Here is a 16,879-nt window from a genome sequence, read left to right as displayed (position 1 = left end):
GCGGGCTACGGTTTGCTATACTGCAACCCGCTTCAACACTTCACGACACCCCATGCGCCAGATTGTCCTCGATACCGAAACCACCGGCCTGAATCCCCGCACGGGTGACCGCATCATCGAGGTCGGCTGCGTCGAGATCGTCAACCGCAAGCTGACCGGCAATAATTTTCACCGTTATATCAACCCGGAGCGCGACTCGGACGAGGCCGCGCTGGCGGTGCACGGCCTGACCACCGAATTCTTGAGCGACAAGCCGAAGTTCGCCGAGATCGTCGAGGAACTGCGCGAATACGTACAGGGCGCCGAAGTCATCATCCACAACGCGCCCTTCGACCTGGGCTTCCTGAACCACGAGTTCCAGCGCCTCGGCCTGCCGCCGTTCACCTCGCACTGCAGCGGCGTGATCGATACCCTGGTGCAGGCCAAGGAACTCCATCCGGGCAAGCGCAACTCGCTGGACGCCCTGTGCGACCGCTACGAAATCTCGAACGCGCACCGCAAGCTGCACGGTGCATTGCTCGACTCGGAACTGCTGGCCGACGTCTACCTCGCAATGACGCGCGGCCAGAACTCGCTAACCATGGACGTGGCGGTCGAAGCGAGCTCCGGCGGCGAACTGGGCGATGCCGGGCCGCTCGGCGAGATCATCGTGGTGGCGGCCAGTGCCGACGAACTCGCCGCGCACGAAGAAGTCCTCGCCGGCCTGGACAAGAATGTGAAGGGCAGCTGCCTGTGGCGGAATTATTCGCCCGCAGGGATGACGGCCGAGTGATCCTGTGGCATAATACGCCTCGCTTCGGGAGGTTAGCTCAGGGGTAGAGCACTGCATTCACACTGCAGGGGTCGCAAGTTCGAAACTTGCACTTCCCACCAAGAATTCACATGAAAAAGACGTTGATTGCGCGAGCGATCGACGTCTTTTTTGTTTTTAGGGCTGCCCCGTCGCGTACGCCCTCAGGTCGGGCGTAATGGTCCAGGCGTACAGGGAATGCTTGCGGATCCGCACGATCTGCTCGGGCGGCCACTGCCCGCCCATGTGGAAGTCGTGCGACACCACGCGGCTGCCCGGGCGCAGCTGGCGCCATAGCTGCGGCATCAACTTCAGGTTCACCTCGAACAGCAAATACAGCATGACCACCGTGGCCGGACTGAAATCGGTCGCGAACAGGTCTGCCTGCTCGAAGCGTACCCGCCGTTCCACGCCGGCGCGGCGCGCGTTCTCGCGCGCTTCGCGGATGCGCTCAGGATCCAGATCGATGCCGACGCCGCGTGCGCCATGGCGCCGCGCCGCCTCGATCACGATGCGGCCGTCGCCACAGCCCAGGTCGTAGACGGTGTCGCCGCGGCCGACCCGGCCCAGCGCCAGCATGCGCCGCACCACATCCGGCGGCGTGGCGACATAGGGCACGACCGGCAGCCGCGCGGTGGCGGCCTGCGAAGGGAGGATGAGTGCCGGCGCCAGTGCGAGGCCGGCGAGGGCGCCGCCGCCGGCCGTCACGCGGCGACGCATCGGCGAGGCCGGGCTGCTTGCGCCTGGGAGCGGCGTGGATGAGAGATGCACAGGCAAGATGGCGCTCCTGATGGGGTGAGTGTCAGCTGCAATCCTAATCGATCCGCGCCGGACGCAGCTTACGCCAGCTCGCGGCCTCAGATGTATGACGACTATGGCGGCTTGCGCAAGCGGGGCCTTGAGTTTCATAGGAGGCTCTGCTATGTTCTCGGGTCAAGTCATCGTACAACTAGCGAGGGCTTCAGGATAACCCCGCTCCTCGTGCCGACCGGCAAGCCGACCATGAAGGAACCCATGACCACACACAAGCAACACGCCGCCGCGCTGCGCGGCGCATTCGCAGGCCTGGTGCTGTGCCTCCCAGCATTGGCCGCGGCGCAGGCGCCAGGCGCCACGCTGCGCTTCGACTTCACGGACAAGCCCGCGCCGGGCGCCGTCCAGGTCAAGTTGGACGAGCGACTTGGCGCGCCGCGCTACGACGCCGCGGCCGGCTACGGCTTCGTCGAGCACACCGGCGCCCTGCCGGCGCGCGTCGTCCATGCGGGCGCCATCCGCAGCGCCGGCACCGGCTTCGTGATCGAGGAGCCGGCCTTCGAGGCCGAGAAGGGTTTCGAGAAGGACCACTACAACAACTTCGGCATGGCCTTCCGCATCAAGGCCGCCCCGGGCGCCTACGCGATCCGCGTCCGGACCACATCCGACATGGAAGACACCACGGTGGCGGTGACCGGCATGCAGGCCAGTCGCTTGGCACCCGGCGTGTTCTGGGATGCGGCGGGCCTGCTGCCGAACGCTACCCCGGCCACCTGGCAGGGCAGGGAATGGTCCTTCCGCTACGTCAATGGGCGCGGCTTCCTGGACATCGAGATCGAGCCGAAACGCCCGAACACGCCGGTCGGGGTCGAGCAGATCGTGATCACGCCGATCGCACCGCAGGAGAGGGAGGCCGGCAGGCTCCCCACCCTGTATACGCTGGGCGATTCGACCGTCAAGTCCTACACCTTCGACGAGGCGCCGATGAGCGGCTGGGGCCAGGTCGTCGACAAGCTGTTCGACCCGCGCAAGCTCAGGCTGCTGAATTATTCGATGGGCGGGCGGTCCTTCCGCAACGCCTATGCGGAAGGCCGGCTCAATGACCTCTTGATGGACGGCCGCGTCGGCGACATCGTGATGATCCAGTTCGGTCACAACGACGAAAGCCTCGACGAGGCGCGGCGCTTCGGGCGCGGATCGACCGAGGCGATGTACGAGACTTTCATTACCGAGTTCTACCTGCCGGCGATCCGCGCGCGCGGCATGGTGCCGGTCTTCGTCACGCCGATGTCGCGCGTGAACGGCAACGCGCGTCCCGGCGAGGTGTTCGTGAATTCCTTCAGCAAGCGCCGCTTTCCCGACTTGATGAAGAAGCTGGGCGCGGCGCATGGCGTCACGGTGGTGGACCTGAACGCGCGCAGCGTCGACTACTACAACGAGGTGGGCGCCACGGCCATCATGCCGATGGTGATGGCGATCGAGGCCGGCGAGACACCCGGCAAGACCAACGACGGCAGTTACGCCAACGGCCATCCCGCGAACAAGATCGACGGCACCCATTTCCGCGAGTCGCTGTCGAAACAGTATGCGCGCATGGTCGTCGGTGAACTGGCGCGGCTGGCCGGACAGGGCGACCGGGTCGCTGCCGGCATCGTCGCAGGGCTGCGCAGCGAGGCGAGGGCCGCGATCGCCGCCGGTGACTGGTCGTCGATCCATCCTGAAACCGCGCGCGACATCGTGGTCGGCGAGGGCGCGTATTATCGCGACCAGGTCGAGAAATTGCTGCAATTGCGCGTCCTGAGCAAGGATGCGCAAGGCAATTTCAATCCGGGGCAGACCGTGCGCATCCGCGAATTCGCCGCGGCGCTCGCCAGGGCGATGCGCCTGCCCGCGGGCAGGCTGGCGCAGTACGCAGACGGCCCGCTCTCGCGCGAACTGATGGGCGTGATCCTGCTCGATGCCTACCGCGCCCGCTTCGCCGCCAAGCCGGCCTACATGACCGACTACAACGGCAAGACCGTGCTGCCGGGCACGCCCGGCTACGATCCCAACCTCGACAGCGGCGCGCAAGGCGCCATGTACTACCCGCTGGTCGGCTGGGACCGTTTGCGCGATATCGGCGAAGTGTCGGTCCAGTACGTCGCCAGCTTGAAAGCGGCCTATGAACTCGGCCTGATCCGTTCAGAGGCCGGGATCGCGCGCGGGCGCATGGTGAACGGCGTTCTGCTGGAACCGAAGGCGTCCGTCAGTCGCGCCAAGGCCGCCAAGGCGCTGTACTTCATGTGGGTGCTGGCGCAGCCGCCGAAAGCGGAGAACGATCATCCGGTTTGATATTGATGAATCTCAATAGATAGTGCATAATACGCGCACTCGGGAGGTTAGCTCAGGGGTAGAGCACTGCATTCACACTGCAGGGGTCGCAAGTTCGAAACTTGCACTTCCCACCAGGATTCGAAAAAGGCCCGCAACGGAAACGTTGCGGGCCTTTTCGCATGGCGCTGTCAACCTTCGCTATGGATGAGCGTCGAACTGCTGAGCTGCTCCATGGTCAAACGCCTGTCACCACAGACGGGAACGACCATGCGCGCACCGCATTTCAAGAGTCGCGACGTTGATGTGACTGCGGCACATCAATTTGCTAAGCCAAGCATAGCGTTCTGGCTTTCGCTCGGCGCTTTCACTACCGCTCGCGCTCCATGTACTAGTAAGGTGCGCAGGTAATTGTCGCCTCTCTTACTGATGCCTTGCAGCTTGGTCTTGCCGCCGCTGGAGTGCTGTTCAGGTACTAATCCGAGCCATGCGGCTAGCTGGCGACCGTTCTTGAAGTTGCGCGCATCGCCAATCGATGCCACTAGAGCACTGGCTGTAATTGGACCGACTCCGGGAATCTGTTCTAGATTCCGAGAAACGTCACTGGCGCGATGCCACTTATGAATTTGAAGCATTGGCTTGCGCCGTCCTGGCCTTGATCATTCCCTGCCGTACTCGGTGTACGGCCAGAATGGTTTGCTGGTCGACCGTCTTCATTGGAACGAACCGCATCGTTGGCCGACGCACCGCCTCGCAGATGGCCTCGGCGTCAGCTGCGTCATGCTTGTTCCCCTTGACGTAAGGCTTTACAAACTGTGGCGCCATCAGCTTCACCGTATGACCCACTTCACGAAGCCGCCGCGCCCAATCGTGGGCACCGCCACAACTCTCCATGCCGATCAGGCAGGGCTCGATACGCGTGAAGAACTCTATCATTTCCCTACGCTTGAGCGAGCGCTTTATACGAACTTGGCCTTGCTCGTCTATACCGTGGACTTGGAATGCATCCTTTGCCAGATCGACGGGCGCGTCGCGCGCCCGCTTCAGGTGCTAGGCCCTGGGCGTGACTTGGCCTTCGCGCAGCCAGCTGAACAGCACCGCCATCATGAAGGGTCCCACGAACAGCCCGATCACGCCCAGGGTCGATACGCCGCCCAGCAGGCCGAACAGCACCGCCAGGAAAGGCAGGTTGACGCGGTGGCCGATCAGTTTCGGACGGATGAACTTGTCGACCATGAACAGCTCCACCGCGCCCCAGACGAACAGGCCGAGCGCGGCGCCGGCATTGCCCTGGCCGAGCAGCAGCAGCGACACCATGGTGAAGGACAGCGGGGCGCCGCCGGGGATCAGGGCCAGGTAGCCGGTGATCACACCCAGCATGGCCGGGGCCGGCGCGCCGGCGACGTAGTAGGCGACGCCCAGCACGACTCCTTCCAGCACCGCGATCGAGCACAGGCCGAGCGCGGTGCCGCGCACGGACAGCGGCAGGATGCGGCGCAGGTTGCCGTAATGCTCGGGCAGCAAGCGGTTGCCGGCGCCGTCCACATAGCGCACCACGGCGGGGCCGTGCAGGTACAGGATGAACAGGGTGAGCAGGGTCAGGAACAGGTAGAGCGCGTTGGCGAGGATCACCGAGCCCCAGAAGCGCGCCGCGCCGGTCAGGTGCGGCATGACGTCGCCCAGGGTGGTCTGGATCAGCGCGTTCAGGCCGCCCGGCACCGCCAGGTGCTCGCTCCACCATGCCAGGATGCGCTCGGCCACGAGCGGAATGCCGGACAGCCAGGCCGGCGCCGGCACGCCGACTTCGTTGAGTTCGGCCAGCAGGCGCTGCAGGCCGACCAGTTCGTTGCCCAGCGCCTTGAACAGCAGCAGCGAAGGCCCGACGAAACAGAACACCAGCAGCGCCAGCAGCACGCTGGCGCTGGCCATGCGCGGCAGGCCGCGTGCCTGCAGGCGTTCGTGCAGCGGCCAGGTGATGACGGCCAGCAGGCCGGCCCAAGCCAGCGAGCCGAGGAAGTGTTGCAACAGTAGTGCCAGTGCGATCGTGAACAGCACCGGCAGCACGAGTGACGAGTAGCGCATCCTGGCCCGGTCCCCTTGTATGTTGTTGTGGATGTTAGCTTGCTTGAGGCGCTCAGGCGCGCTGGAGCGCGGCGATGCGATCCTCGCACGACGGATGGCTGCTGAACAGCGACATGACGCCACCGCCCGCGATGCCCGACGCGGCCATGTTCTTCGGCAGCGCGCCCGGGGCGAAGCCGCCCAGGCGGGCCAGCGCATCGATCATCGGGCGCGGCGTGCCCATGATCCGGGCGGCGCCGCGGTCGGCGCGGTATTCGCGCTGGCGCGAGAACCAGGCCACGATGATGCTGGCCAGGATGCCGAACAGGATATCGCAGACGATGGCGGTGACGGTGTACGCGATGCCGGGGGCGCTGCTTTCCTCGTCCTTGCGCAGCAGGCTGTCGACCGCGTAGGCGACCACGCGCGCCAGGAAGATCACGAAGGTGTTGACCACGCCCTGGATCAGGGTGAGGGTGACCATGTCGCCGTTGGCGATGTGCGCGACCTCATGCGCCAGCACGGCCTCGACCTCGTCCTGCGTCATCGAGGACAGCAGGCCGGTCGACACCGCCACCAGCGAGGCGTTCTTCGAGGCGCCGGTGGCGAATGCGTTCGGCTCGCCGTCGTACACCGCGACTTCCGGCATGGCGATGCCGGCGCGCTGGGCCTGGGAAGCCACGGTGGCCAGCAGCCAGGCTTCGGTCGCGTTCGACGCCTGCTTGATCACGCGCGCGCCGGTCGACCACTTGGCCATGGGTTTACTGATCAGGAGCGAGATGAAGGCGCCGCCGAAGCCCATCAGGCCGGCGAAGACGAGCAGGGCGCCGAGGTTCAGGCCGTTTGCGGTGAGGAAGCGGTTCACGCCCAGCAGGCTGGCCGAAATGCCCAGCACCAGCATGATGGCGAGGTTGGTCGCGATGAGGAGTACGATGCGTTTCATGGTTCCGGTGTGCGTTGATCGATAGCGGCAGGACGGCCCGCGGCCGGTCCTGCTCAGCCATAAGGATAACGCACCCGGCTGATCCAGTAAAAGCGAAGAAATTCGAAGCTTTACTTCTTAAATACGGAAGTGCCGCCCGTCAGCCCCGCACCGCGTCCCCCGAAGGGGTCAGCCGTGCAGGTCTTCGTCCTTGAGCGTGCCGTTGACGTACAGGCGCAGCAAGATGGCGACCGGCGGCGGGATCACGACGCCGGTTTCGAAACGGCTGCCGCTGGACTGGGTGACGCCGAAGCGGCTCCAGAATTTTTCCTGGCTTTCGCGCTTGCGAATCCGCAGGCGGCGCAGTTCGTGCGGCGCGGCCGGCCACGGCGCGTGCAGGGGCGCCGCTTCGACAGCCAGGTCCATTGCGACGGTGTCCACACCGAATTCTTCACCCATCTTGCCAGCCATTGAAAGTCCCTTTCGTTCGCCCATGTCGATCTCACCTGCGACCGGATGGGCCGCACCAAAGACTTGATCGTAGCCGGAAAGAGATGCCCCAAGGCTCACGAAAAATCACGACCATGCGTTTTTTGTAAATAGCGCTTTTTACGGAGGAGACCAGCAGCGGCGCAAACTCGGGTATGATCCGCGAGTTTCTTTCTGTCATCATTTTTTGATCCCTGGCCTGCCTCCGATGAACAACAAGACCGACCCCGCGAGCGCACCCGCGAACAGTTTCGCCGCGCGCGCCGTCAACCTCGTCAACTCCGGCCTGGTCGTGCTCGACGCCGCGCAGGCGATCGTGCTGTGGAACGGCTGGATGGTGCCGCGCTCCGGCTATGCGGCCGCGCGCGCGCGCGACCGTTCGCTGTTCGAGGTGTTCCCGGAGTTGCGCGGCTCGCGGGTCGAGTCGGCGGTGCTGGCGGCCCTTACCGAGGAGACCGCGACCACGATCCCGGCATCGAGCGGCCGCGCCCCGTTCCCGCTGCGCGAGGCGGGCAGCTTCGACGGCGCGCGCATCGAGCAGGCGGTGAGCGTGACGCCTTTCAGCGAAGGGGGCGAGCGCTTCTGCCTGGTCGAGATCCGCGACGTCAGCGGCGCCGCCGACCGCGAGCGCCGCCTGCTCGATCATGCCGAATCCTTGCGCGCCCGTTCCTACGTCGACGGCCTGACCGGGATCGCCAACCGCCGCCACTTCGACGTCGCCCTCGACCGCGAGCTGCGCCGAGCGCAACGCAACGGCGGCGCGCTGGCGCTGCTCCTGATGGACATCGATTCCTTCAAGGCCTACAACGACCACTTCGGTCACCAGGAGGGCGACGCCTGCCTGACCACGGTGGCCCAGGCCCTGGCCGCCATGTGCAAGCGCCCGGCCGACGTCGCCGCGCGCTACGGCGGCGAAGAGTTCGCGGCGATCCTCCCCGACACCACGGCCGAGCAGGCGCGCGCCCATGCGAACGCGATCCGCGAGCACGTCGCCGCGCTCGGGCTGGCGCATGCGCCGGCGGCGCTGCGTCCTCACGTGACCCTGAGCATCGGGGTGGCCGCATTCGAGCGCGGCAGCCTCATCGAACCGGCGCAACTGATCGAAGCGGCCGACAAGGCCTTGTACGCCGCCAAGCGGGGCGGGCGCGACCGGGTGGTGGTGGACGGCGACGTCCTGGCATCCGCACAGGCGCCGGCCTGAGGCCGGCCCCGGCTGGGCCTAGCGGTTTCGATAGCGCCAGGTCCGGCTGGCGTCGTGTACACTCGAATCGTGGGGCTTGCGCCGCGTTGTATGGACATGAAGGGATTCAACTGAGCTTTCTATGCTGATCGGCCATTACCAACCAACGCTGGTGCTCCTCTCGATCCTGGCTGCGATCTTCGCATCGTATACGGCACTGAGCCTGGCGATGCGGGTCAAGCAGTCGCACGGCCTTGCGGCGCATGCCTGGATGGCCGGCGGCGCCTTCGCCATGGGCAGCGGCATCTGGGCCATGCACTTCATCGGCATGCTGGCCTTCCGCCTGCCGATGCCGCTGGCCTACGATCCCCTGATCACCTTCGTCTCCTGGCTGCTGCCGGTGATCGTGTCCGGGCTGGCCCTGTGGCAGTTGCGCCACCGCGAGCTGGCCGGCCGCCACCTGGTCTGGGGCGCGATCCTGATGGGCCTGGGCATCAATGCCATGCACTACACCGGCATGGCAGGCATGCGCATGGATCCGGCCATCCGCTACGATCCCTGGCTGTTCGCGGCTTCCGTGGCGATCGCCATCGGCGCCTCCGCCGGCGCGCTGTGGATCGGCTTCCGGCTCAACGAGAACCTCAGGCACCCGCGCCTGGCGCAACTGGGCGCCGCCGTCGTCATGGGCGGGGCCATCGCGGGCATGCACTATACCGGCATGGCCGCCGCCCACTTCGAGGCAGGCAGCGTTTGCCGCGCCGCGAACGACGGCGTCAACCAGGATCACCTGGCGATCCTGGTCGCCGTCATCGCCTTCGCGCTGCTCACCATCGCGCTGCTGGCCGCCATTTTCGACACCCGCCTGGAGTCGCGCAATCGCACCCTGGCGGCTTCCCAGGAAGCGGCCGCCGAGCGTCAGGACCTCTATCTGCGCGAACAGAAGGCGCGGGTCGAAGCCGAGCACCTGAGCCAGCTGAAGGACGAATTCCTGGCCACGTTGTCGCACGAGCTGCGCACGCCCCTGAACGCCATGCTGGGCTGGTCGCAGCTGCTGCTGCAGGGCCGGCGCGACGAGGCCATGCTGCGCCGCGGGCTGGAGACCATCGAGCGCAATGCGCGCGCCCAGTCCCAGCTGATCGAGGACATGCTCGACATGAGCCGCCTGATCGCCGGCAAGATCAGGGTGGAAGCGAAAGCCGTGACGCCGGCCGAATTCGTCAACGCCGCGCTCGAGACCGCGCGTCCGGCGGCGCTCGGCAAGCAGATCCAGCTGGTGGCCGAGGTCGACTACGACGCCGGCCCGGTGCTGGGCGATCCCGGACGCATGCAGCAGGTGATGACGAACCTCGTGTCGAATGCGGTCAAGTTCACCGAGCCCGGTGGCCGGGTCGCCGTCAGCGTGCGGCGCGAGGGCGATGCGGTGGCGATCGATGTGGCCGACTCCGGCATCGGTATCGATCCCGATTTCCTGCCCTATGTGTTCGACCGCTTCCGCCAGGCCGATTCCTCGTCGGCGCGGCGCCACGGCGGCCTCGGCCTGGGCCTGGCGATCGCGCGCCAGCTGGTGGAGCTGCAGGGCGGCGCCATCACCGTGGCCAGCGGCGGCGTGGGGTGCGGCGCCACCTTTACCGTGCACCTGCCGCTCTACCTGGGCGCGGCCGCGATCGAGCCGCGGGCGCCGGGGGCGGCCGGCGCGCGGGGCGGGGGGGCCCGCGGCGGCGGCGGGCGGCGGGGGGCGCGGCGGGGGGGCGCAATCACCGGGGCCTGGGGCGGCGGGGGGGGGGGCGCCACATTTCCCGTGCACCTGCCGCTCTCCCGGGGGGCGCCCGCGCGCGCGCCGCGCGCGCCGGCGCCGGCCGGCGCGCTCGACGAGATGCCCGGCTCCGGCGACGGCAGCCTGGCGGGCCTCACGCTGCTGGTGGTGGACGACGAACGCGATTCGCTGGAACTGGTGCAGCAGGTCTTGTGCGAGACCGGCGCCCGGATCGTGACGGCCACCAGCGCGGCCGATGCCCTGCGCATGGCCGGGCGCCATTGCCCGGACCTCCTGATCAGCGACATCGGCATGCCCTTGATGGACGGTTTCGAGCTGATCCGGCGCATCCGCGCCGATCGCGACAAGGCGGTGGCCGGCGTGCCGGCGATCGCGCTGACGGCGTTCTCGCGCCGCGAAGACCAGCAGCGCGCGCTCGAGGCCGGCTTCGACGAATACCTGGCCAAGCCGCTGCGTCCGGCCTTGCTGCTGCAGACCGTGGTGGGGATGGCGGGGCGCGGGGCGCTGAGCCGCAGTTCAGTCTAGCTTCCAGCTTCGGTACGCGATATCTCGAGGCTTCCGGAACTTGCACGCGCGGGCGGAAAGGCGGCCACTGGACAGTCTTTCCCTGTCTGCCTGTCCGGCGCCGTCCACGCCTTCGACGATGAAGGCGCGGCTACGGACCGTCTCCCTTCCCTGACGCGGGCCGCGGCGCGCGGCCGCAACGAACAGTCTACGGCCGTGGTTTTTTGATTGAAACAAAAGAATTACTCGGTTTTCATGACTTTACTTTGATTCCGATCTGCAATCTGGTGATAATGTCATGCCTGCGGCTTCGGGCGAGAGCGGGAAGCGGCAACAGGCGAGGTCGGTTCACGAGTCGGGCATGCGGTCTACCGGCCGGATGGCAGCGCGCGGGGCATACGGTGCAGCGCCAACTACAAGACGCGGAACCATACTATTTTTTGATTGGAGAACAAGTAGTGAGTCTTTTCAGAACCAAAAATCTCGACACGATGGTCGCGGCGGCGCAAAAGCCGGGCGGCCTCAAGAAAGTTCTGGGTCCGTTCGACCTGGTCCTGATGGGTATCGGCGCCATCGTCGGCACCGGCATTTTCGTCCTGACCGGTACCGGTGCCGTCACCGCGGGCCCGGCGCTCACGCTCTCCTTCATCATCGCCGCCATCGCCTGCGGCTTCGCCGCCCTCTGCTATGCCGAATTCGCTTCGAGCGTGCCGGTGGCGGGCTCGATCTATACCTACAGCTACTTCACCCTGGGTGAACTGGTGGCCTGGATGATCGGCTGGGACCTGCTGCTCGAATACGGCCTGGCCACCTCGGCGGTCGCGGTGGGCTGGTCCGGCTATTTCCAGTCGCTGCTCAAGGGCATCGGCATCGTGCTGCCGGAAGCCCTGCGCGCCGCGCCCGGCGCGCAGCCGGGCGTGAACACGCTGTTCAACCTGCCGGCCTTCCTGATCATGATGTGCCTGACCTTCCTGCTGTCGCTCGGCGTGCGCGAGTCGGCGCGCCTGAACAACATCATGGTGATCATCAAGACCGGCGTCGTGATCCTGTTCATCGTCGTCGGCGTCAACTACGTCAAGCCGGACAACTGGCAGCCCTTCATGCCGTTCGGCGCAGGCAGCGTCCTGAGCGCCGCCGCGCTGGTGTTCTTCGCCTTCATCGGCTTCGACGCCGTCACCTCGGCGGCCGAGGAGGTCAAGAATCCCTCGCGCGACCTGCCGATCGGCATCATCGGTTCGCTGGCCGTGTGCACCGTGCTGTACGTGGCGGTGGCGGCGATCATGACCGGCATCGTGCCCTACATGCAGTTCGAAGGCGTGGACCATCCGGTCTCGCTGGCGCTGCAGGTGGCGGGCCAGGACTGGGTCGCCGGTTTCGTCGACCTGGCCGCGATCCTGGGCATGAGCACCGTGATCCTGGTGATGGCCTACGGCCAGACCCGCATCCTGTTCGCGATGTCGCGTGACGGCCTGCTGCCGGCCAAGCTGTCGGAAGTGCATCCGAAATACGGCACCCCGTACTTCGCCACCTGGATGGTCGGCCTCATCTTCGGCCTGATCGCGGCGCTGGTGCCGCTCGGCGTGCTCGCCGAACTCGTCAACATCGGCACCCTGGCCGCGTTCTCGCTGGTGTCGGTGGCCGTGATCATCCTGCGCAAGAAGCGTCCGGACCTGCCGCGCGCGTTCCGCTGCCCGGGCGTGCCGGTGATCCCGGCGCTGGCCATCATCTTCTGCCTGGTCCTGATGTCCTTCCTGAGCTGGACCACCTGGGTGGCCTTCGGCATCTGGATCCTGATCGGCCTGGCCGTGTACTTCCTGTACGCCCGCCAGCGCTCGCTGCTGAACAAGCAGTAAGCCGGCGCTAGCCGAGCCGAACGCCCGGTCCACGCAGGTGGCCGGGCGTTTTTCATTGGGGGCAGCCATCCTGCCGCCGTGGTAAGCTTGGCCTGCATCGCCGGCCCATCCCGGGCCGCGGCTTTCGCGAAAGACCGTTTTTTATGAGCGCCATTGTGCTCGGCAGGGGCGACGCCCTCCTGATCGTCGACCTGCAGAACGACTTCCTTCCCGGCGGCGCGCTGGCCGTGCCGCGCGGCGACCTCGTGATCGAGCCGATCAACGCGCTCATCGACCTGTACCACGGCCGCGGCCTGCCGGTGTACGCCTCGCGCGACTGGCATCCGCCCGGGCATTGCTCGTTCACGGCCCAGGGCGGGCCCTGGCCGCCGCATTGCGTGGCGGCCTCCGAGGGCGCCTTCTTCAGCGAGGCGCTGCGCCTGCCCGAGGAGGCGATCGTGGTCTCCAAGGCCCTCACGGCTGACGCGGACGCTTATTCCGCCTTCCACGGCACCGGCCTGGCGCGCAGCATGCTGGCCGACGGCATCACCCGGCTGGCCGTGTGCGGCCTGGCGGCCGACTACTGCGTGCTGAGCACCGTGCTGGACGGGATCGAGGCCGGCTTCGAGGTGCTGCTGGTGCCGGAAGCGACCCGCGCCGTCGAGGTCGTGCCCGGCGACGGCGACCGCGCCATCGCGCGCATGCTGGCCAAGGGCGCGGTGCCGGTCCGGTTGTCCGGCGGCCTGCTGGTGGCCGACGTGGAACTCGGCGCCCGGCTCTAGATCGCGCCTGGCGCGCTATGCGCGCCAGCGCACGGTGCGAGCGCGGCGAAGGCCGTAGCCTGCCGCTGGGTGGCCCCACTTTCGCGGGTCACGGCTTGGAGGGGAAACGAATGGCAACGGTCGGCGACTTCCTGCTCGAACGCCTGCGGCAATGGGGCGTGCGGCGCATTTTCGGCTATCCCGGCGACGGCATCAACGGCATCATGGCCGCCTTCGGGCGCCAGGACGCCGTCGAATTCATCCAGTCGCGGCACGAGGAGATGTCCGCCTTCATGGCCTGCGGCCACGCCAAGTTCACCGGCGAGGTCGGGGTCTGCCTGGCCACCTCGGGACCGGGCGCGATCCACCTGCTCAACGGCCTCTACGACGCCAAGCTCGACCACCAGCCGGTGGTGGCCATCGTCGGCCAGCAAAAGCGCAGCGCGCTCGGCGCCAATTACCAGCAGGAAGTCGACCTCGTCAGCCTGTTCAAGGACGTGGCCGGCGAGTACGTGCAGATGGCGACGTCGAACGAGCAGTTGCGCCACCTGGTCGACCGGGCCGTGCGCATCGCCCTCAGCGAGCGCTGCGTCACCTGCATCATCCTGCCCAGCGACCTGCAGGAGGAAGACGCGGTGCATTTTCCGCCGCGCGAGCACGGCTACACCTTCAGCGGCCTGGGCGCGCCCAGCCGCGCCCACGCTGCCCCCGACGAGGCGCTGCGCGCCGCGGCCGCCATCCTCAATGCCGGCAGCAAGGTGGCGATCCTGGCCGGGGCCGGCGCCCATGGGGCGCACGCGGAACTCACCGAGGTGGCCGATCTGCTGGGTGCGGGCGTGGCCAAGGCCCTGCTGGGCAAGGCGGTGCTGGCGGACAACCTCCCGTTCGTGACCGGATCGGTCGGCATCCTCGGCACCGAGGCCAGCAATGCAATGCTGCGCGATTGCGACACCCTCCTGATAGTGGGCTCGAGTTTTCCCTACGCCGAATTCCTGCCGCCGGAAGGGCAGGCGCGCGGGGTCCAGATCGACATCGACGGCCGCATGCTGGGCTTGCGCTATCCGATGGAGGCCAACCTGATGGGCGACGCCAGGTCCACGCTGCGCGCCCTGATTCCCCTGCTCGAACGCAAGGAGGAACGTGCCTGGCGCGAACGAATCGAACGCGACATCGTGCAAAGCCGGCGCCAACTGGCCGACAAAGCGCTGGAGCCGGCCAAGCCGATCAATCCGCAGCGGGTGTTCACCGAACTGTCGCCGCGCCTGCCCGAGGGCGCGATCCTGGCCGGCGACTCCGGTTCGGTGGCGGCCTGGTATGCGCTGCACCTGGCGCTGCGCCCCGGCATGCTGGCTTCGCTGTCCGGCACGCTCGCCACCATGGGCTCGGCCGTGCCCTATGCGCTGGCGGCCAAGCTGGCCCACCCGGATCGCCCGGTGATCGCGCTGGCGGGCGATGGCGCCATGCAGATGAACGGCATCAACGGCCTGATCTCGCTGGCCTGGCACTGGCAGCAGCGGCGCTGGCCGGATGCGGCCTTCGTCGTGCTGGTGCTGAACAACCGCGACCTGAATTTCGTCACCTGGGAACAGCGCGGCATGCAGGGCGAGCCGAAGTTCCAAGCTTCGCAGCAATTGCCCGATTTCTCCTACGCAGACTACGCGCGCATGCTGGGGCTGGCCGGCGAGCGCATCGAGGATCCGGAACAGCTCGGCGCGGCCTGGGAGCGGGCCCAGGCCAGCGACAAGCCCTTCGTGCTGGAAGCGGTGGTCGATCCGAACATCCCGCCGCTGCCGCCGCACATGGTCGAGAAACAGCGCGAGCATTACGAGGAGGCGATCGCGAAAGGCGATGCCGAGGCGGGGGACATCCGGCGCGGAGCGGATGCACAGTCCGATTCTTGACCATTTGGTAAGGAATGGGCCGCACCGGGATGGTCGTCTTGTAATCCCTTTCTTACATCCTCACAGCGCGGCTCCCGATTTCGTATAAATAGTTCAGGCTGGATAATGTTGCAATCGTCCCAATAGACCAACAACACGTTCCGAGACCATGAATTCGATGCTGTTTGAAAGCGCCACCAACGTCGCGGTACCCAGCGTTCCCGCCACCCAGGAACGCTCGAAGTCGCTGTACTTTTCGCTGTACGAGGATCCGCAGGCGCACCTGGACGCCGCGCGCGCCTACGTCGCCGACCAGGTCGCCGCGGTGCAGGCCCTCCCGGCCGACCTGCCGTCGACGATCGCCGAGCTGCCGGCCTGGGTCGAGGAGCGTACCGACGCCGTCGGCGCCCAGTACCGCGAATACCTGGCCGCCCGCAAGAGCGGCGCGCCGCGCCGCTATTTTTCTTGCCGAGCGCACGCCTTGTACTTCATCAAGGCGGTGGCACCGACCAAGCTGGTCGACGGCGCCTGGCTCTACGGCCTGCTCAAGCACTGGGACAACCCGGCCTACCATGAGCTGATCAAGACCTACCTCGAGGAACTGGGCGAGGGCGCCCCGAGCAAGAACCACGTCACCATCTACCGCAAGCTGCTCGCCACCCATGGCTGCGAAGGCTGGGAGGACCTGGACGACGAGCACTTCGTGCAGGGCGCGATCCAGCTCGCGCTCGGCCACAACACCGAACACTTCCTGCCCGAGGTGATCGGCTACAACCTCGGCTACGAGCAGCTGCCGCTGCACCTGCTGATCACCTCCTACGAACTGAACGAATTCGGCATCGATCCGTACTACTTCACCCTGCACGTCACGGTCGACAATGCGGCCAGCGGCCACGCCCAGAAGGCGGTGCAGGCCCTCCGGAACCTGATGCCGCGGATCGGCGACCGCGAGGCCTTCTACCGCCGCGTGCTGGACGGCTATCGCCTGAACGACATCGGCGCCAGCACCACCTCTTGCATCGCCGAGTTCGACCTGCAGGCCGAGCTGGTGAGCATCCTCGCCGCCAAGAGCGGCGTCGGCAAGAACATGCACTCGGATTACTGCCGCGTCGCCGGCCGCTCGGTCAACGACTGGCTGGCGGCGCCGGCACAGATTCCCGACTTCCTGGCGGCGCTGGAAAAGGCCGGCTGGATCAAGCGCGGCGAAGAGCCCGAGCACAGCCGCTTCTGGCGCCTGGTGCACGGCGAGAAGGCCGAGATGTTCGGCGTCTTCAACGCCTATGAGCTGCAGGTGCTGCGCGACTGGATCATGTCGGCGCCCGGCGGCGAACGCGCCGAAGGGCCGCGCATGCTCACCTGGCGCGCGCGCCAGCGCACGCTGGACAACCTGGGCGAGCAGCAGGACCGCAGCGCCGCCTTCCCGGAACGCGGCCTGATCCGCCGCCATCCGCGCCTGGAAGCGCCGGACAACGAACTGCGCCTGCTCGAAGAGAAGGTGGCCGCGGCCAGCGGCAAGCAGGAAGCGATGGAACTACTGGGCGGCCTGATGTCGCCCGAGGTCCACCACACGGCGGCCGGCCTGATGGCCACCCGCATGTACACGCGGCTGTTCGACGCCTGACG

At 66.9% G+C, this 16,879-nt stretch carries 12 protein-coding genes, 2 tRNA genes and 1 pseudogene; 10 read left to right on the top strand and 5 right to left on the bottom strand.

Annotated elements, in window-relative coordinates:
* Positions 1–52: 52 nt before the first annotated feature.
* Positions 53–772 (top strand): DNA polymerase III subunit epsilon, encoded by a 720-nt coding sequence (dnaQ, locus tag ACK4S9_RS09870; RefSeq protein WP_409724839.1) that lies wholly within the window; start codon positions 53–55, stop codon positions 770–772.
* Between the two features lie 26 nt (positions 773–798).
* Positions 799–873, top strand: a tRNA-Val gene (locus tag ACK4S9_RS09865).
* A gap of 55 nt (positions 874–928) precedes the next feature.
* Here ACK4S9_RS09865 and ACK4S9_RS09860 read toward each other — a convergent pair.
* Positions 929–1,561 (bottom strand): class I SAM-dependent methyltransferase, encoded by a 633-nt coding sequence (locus ACK4S9_RS09860; protein ID WP_409724912.1) that lies wholly within the window; start codon positions 1,559–1,561, stop codon positions 929–931.
* A gap of 243 nt (positions 1,562–1,804) precedes the next feature.
* On the opposite strand from ACK4S9_RS09860, the gene ACK4S9_RS09855 reads away from it, so the two are divergent.
* Together ACK4S9_RS09855 and ACK4S9_RS09850 are read left to right on the top strand one after the other, a co-directional pair.
* Complete coding sequence (locus ACK4S9_RS09855) at positions 1,805–3,874, top strand: GDSL-type esterase/lipase family protein (RefSeq protein ID WP_409724836.1); 2,070 nt, start codon at positions 1,805–1,807, stop codon at positions 3,872–3,874.
* Between the two features lie 41 nt (positions 3,875–3,915).
* Positions 3,916–3,990 (top strand) — tRNA-Val (locus ACK4S9_RS09850).
* A 112-nt stretch (positions 3,991–4,102) separates the two neighbouring features.
* Here ACK4S9_RS09850 and ACK4S9_RS09845 read toward each other — a convergent pair.
* The 4 genes and pseudogenes from ACK4S9_RS09845 to ACK4S9_RS09830 form a co-directional block, all read right to left on the bottom strand.
* Positions 4,103–4,900 (bottom strand): annotated as a pseudogene (locus tag ACK4S9_RS09845) (transposase).
* A gap of 3 nt (positions 4,901–4,903) precedes the next feature.
* Entirely contained in the window at positions 4,904–5,935 is a 1,032-nt protein-coding gene (locus ACK4S9_RS09840) for an AI-2E family transporter (RefSeq protein ID WP_409724833.1), read from the bottom strand.
* 52 nt (positions 5,936–5,987) lie between these two features.
* Positions 5,988–6,857, bottom strand: a complete 870-nt coding sequence (gene htpX / locus ACK4S9_RS09835) for a protease HtpX (protein WP_409724831.1) — start codon at positions 6,855–6,857, stop codon at positions 5,988–5,990.
* A 168-nt stretch (positions 6,858–7,025) separates the two neighbouring features.
* A complete protein-coding gene (locus tag ACK4S9_RS09830; protein ID WP_409724909.1) occupies positions 7,026–7,262 on the bottom strand; it encodes a helix-turn-helix domain-containing protein in 237 nt (78 codons plus the stop codon).
* A 271-nt stretch (positions 7,263–7,533) separates the two neighbouring features.
* Here ACK4S9_RS09830 and ACK4S9_RS09825 point away from each other — a divergent pair, with 271 nt between their 5' ends.
* The 6 genes from ACK4S9_RS09825 (at position 7,534) to ACK4S9_RS09800 (ending at position 16,877) form a co-directional block, all read left to right on the top strand.
* Positions 7,534–8,526: a diguanylate cyclase domain-containing protein gene (locus ACK4S9_RS09825; protein WP_409724828.1), complete on the top strand. Its 993-nt coding sequence runs from the start codon at positions 7,534–7,536 to the stop codon at positions 8,524–8,526.
* A 121-nt stretch (positions 8,527–8,647) separates the two neighbouring features.
* Positions 8,648–10,804, top strand: coding sequence for an MHYT domain-containing protein (locus ACK4S9_RS09820; protein ID WP_409724826.1), 2,157 nt, complete (start codon positions 8,648–8,650; stop codon positions 10,802–10,804).
* 437 nt (positions 10,805–11,241) lie between these two features.
* Positions 11,242–12,636: an amino acid permease gene (locus tag ACK4S9_RS09815; protein WP_409724823.1), complete on the top strand. Its 1,395-nt coding sequence runs from the start codon at positions 11,242–11,244 to the stop codon at positions 12,634–12,636.
* 143 nt (positions 12,637–12,779) lie between these two features.
* Entirely contained in the window at positions 12,780–13,397 is a 618-nt protein-coding gene (locus tag ACK4S9_RS09810; RefSeq protein WP_409724820.1) for an isochorismatase family protein, read from the top strand.
* 110 nt (positions 13,398–13,507) lie between these two features.
* Positions 13,508–15,277 (top strand): thiamine pyrophosphate-requiring protein, encoded by a 1,770-nt coding sequence (locus tag ACK4S9_RS09805; protein WP_409724817.1) that lies wholly within the window; start codon positions 13,508–13,510, stop codon positions 15,275–15,277.
* 148 nt (positions 15,278–15,425) lie between these two features.
* Positions 15,426–16,877, top strand: coding sequence for an iron-containing redox enzyme family protein (locus ACK4S9_RS09800; protein WP_409724814.1), 1,452 nt, complete (start codon positions 15,426–15,428; stop codon positions 16,875–16,877).
* Positions 16,878–16,879 lie beyond the last annotated feature (2 nt).

Origin of the sequence: Massilia sp. (genome assembly GCF_046293535.1) — a bacterium.
Classification (GTDB): Bacteria; Pseudomonadota; Gammaproteobacteria; order Burkholderiales; family Burkholderiaceae_D; genus Telluria.
This window is presented reverse-complemented; position numbering and strand designations above follow the sequence as displayed.

Coding starts and splice junctions, on each gene's coding strand:
- ACK4S9_RS09825 (WP_409724828.1), top strand. CDS start 7,534: ATGAACAACAAGACCGACCCCGCGAGCGCACCCGCGAACAGTTTCGCC.
- ACK4S9_RS09855 (WP_409724836.1), top strand. CDS start 1,805: ATGACCACACACAAGCAACACGCCGCCGCGCTGCGCGGCGCATTCGCA.
- ACK4S9_RS09840 (WP_409724833.1), bottom strand. CDS start 5,935: ATGCGCTACTCGTCACTCGTGCTGCCGGTGCTGTTCACGATCGCACTG.
- ACK4S9_RS09800 (WP_409724814.1), top strand. CDS start 15,426: ATGAATTCGATGCTGTTTGAAAGCGCCACCAACGTCGCGGTACCCAGC.
- dnaQ (WP_409724839.1), top strand. CDS start 53: ATGCGCCAGATTGTCCTCGATACCGAAACCACCGGCCTGAATCCCCGC.
- ACK4S9_RS09830 (WP_409724909.1), bottom strand. CDS start 7,262: ATGGACCTGGCTGTCGAAGCGGCGCCCCTGCACGCGCCGTGGCCGGCC.
- ACK4S9_RS09820 (WP_409724826.1), top strand. CDS start 8,648: ATGCTGATCGGCCATTACCAACCAACGCTGGTGCTCCTCTCGATCCTG.
- ACK4S9_RS09805 (WP_409724817.1), top strand. CDS start 13,508: ATGGCAACGGTCGGCGACTTCCTGCTCGAACGCCTGCGGCAATGGGGC.
- ACK4S9_RS09810 (WP_409724820.1), top strand. CDS start 12,780: ATGAGCGCCATTGTGCTCGGCAGGGGCGACGCCCTCCTGATCGTCGAC.
- htpX (WP_409724831.1), bottom strand. CDS start 6,857: ATGAAACGCATCGTACTCCTCATCGCGACCAACCTCGCCATCATGCTG.